The sequence below is a fragment of the Cryobacterium sp. MLB-32 genome (assembly GCF_000738085.1).
In the GTDB taxonomy this organism is placed as follows: domain Bacteria; phylum Actinomycetota; class Actinomycetes; order Actinomycetales; family Microbacteriaceae; genus Cryobacterium.
On sequence record NZ_JPRS01000681.1, the window covers coordinates 1 to 1,855 of the forward strand.

General features: G+C 63.8%; 1 protein-coding gene. It reads right to left on the bottom strand.

What is annotated here, in order from left to right; translation table 11 throughout:
• Window positions 1-255: 255 nt before the first annotated feature.
• Window positions 256-1,668, bottom strand: coding sequence for an HNH endonuclease signature motif containing protein (locus JF66_RS20875; RefSeq protein ID WP_051973805.1), 1,413 nt, complete (start codon window positions 1,666-1,668; stop codon window positions 256-258).
• Window positions 1,669-1,855 lie beyond the last annotated feature (187 nt).

Genomic DNA, 1,855 nt, shown 5'->3' on the forward strand with positions numbered 1-1,855 from the left:
GTTTGACCGCACGATCGCTCAGGTTGAGTCAACAGCAGAACGACGCTGCACACGAAAGCCACAGAGAAGGATTCCTCAGAGTCAGAGATCTCGTCTGGCGGGGGGAGTGCTAGCGAACGACTCTCGCGGTGCGCAGTCTCCTCTCACGTTCCTCGGTATTTCTGTCTGTCTGTCCGTCCGTCTGTCCGTCGGTCCGTGGTGGTGGTGCGCGACGATGTTGATCGTTCGTCGCGTTCGTCGCGTTCGTCGTGGTTGTTAGAACGGTGCTGTGTTGAGGCCGGTGTTAGGGATGCTCCAGACGTCGAGCCAGGTGTTTGGTTTCGCTGCTGGTTCGGTCGTGGGGACGGTGGGTCTGATTCGGGTGGCGGGGTGGGTGGCGTAGTGCTTACCGGCCGGGCTGGTCCAGTTCAGGGTGCCGTCTGCGCCTTGTTCAACTGCCCACCCGGTTTCGTGTTTGACCCGGTGGCTGCGTTTGCAGAGGTTTGCGAGGTTCGAGAACACGGTTTCGCCGCCGGATTCCCAGGGGATGGTGTGGTCGATGTCGCAGTCCTGCGCGCGGCGGTTGCACCCGGCGGCGCGGCACGATCCGTCGCGCAGTTGCAGCCAGCGCCGGAGTTCTGTCGGCACCTTGTACTTTGTGCGTCCGAACGAGAGCACCGCGCCCGTCTCCGGGTGGATGAGGATGCGGGTGAAGCTCGATGCGGTGCCGGCGATGCGGCGGGCGGTTTCCGGGTCGATCGGCCCGAACCCCTCCAGAGTGCCGGGCTCCTCGCTCTTACCCATCAGCGTGAGCACCGGGACGGTGACGTACACGTTGCCGCGAATCCCCGCGCCGAGCCCCGTCGCGGTAACGCCGCCCAGGAGCAGGTCTACGGCGACGTCGGTGCGCAGTTGCGGGAGCGTGCGGGTTTCGACAGGCTCAACCAGCGATGAGGACTGGAGGTTCTTCGCCATCGCCTCAACCCGATCACGGATCGCACTGGCATCCTCATTGCTCAGGGTCATTTCGAGGTAAGCCATACCGTCACGGCCCGGGCCGACAAAGAAGCACCGATCAGCCAGGGCACGTTTGTGCCGCACGGCGATCGACTCAGGATGCGTGAGTTCCCGAATGCGGATGGCCTTCTTCGTGAACTGCGGCACCGTGAGCGTTTCACTCTCGGTCAGGGCCTCTCGTTCGAAGTCCTGCCAGGCCTCATCAGGGAGGGCCAGGACGTTGTCGATGATGATCTCAACGTGACGGTAGCTGATGTCCCCACGCGTCAGGGCTGCTCGGGTGGCGGGGAGCTTGTGCTGCAGGAGTTCGCTGTGGCACATGAGGTTACGGGCGCAATTCTCCGGCAACGTCAGCAGACACGCGAGTTCAGCGACGAGGCCCTCGTGCGCGGCCGTCATCGACGACCACTCCACGTACCCTTTCCTTCCACGAGCGGCCGTGGTGGGTCGGCCGGTCTCGGCCGTCGCCCGGGTCCAACGCACGATCTCATCGACCGCGGCCGCCCGCGCGGCCTGCGCCGCACAGATCGCCCGATCGTGCTCTTTCACCGCATCGAGCAAGCGGAGCTGGGTATCGACCACTGCACGCTGTTCGGGCGTGAGGTCGACGGGTTCGGGCGGGCTGCTGCCCGCGGCATCCTCCGGTGGAGGAACTTCATTGGTGTTCTCCATGACTAGATTTTCCCATGGACCACTGACACTGTTCGAGAAAACCTCAGCATTGTGGAGAAGTTATTCGAAGCATTATTCGCAGCTCGGGTGGCAAGATCGGCTCACGAGGTCTCGACAAGCTCGACCAGCGGCGGGGGTGGCGTTGCGGGGGTCGACTCACGAGTCTCGACAAGCTCGACCAGCGGCG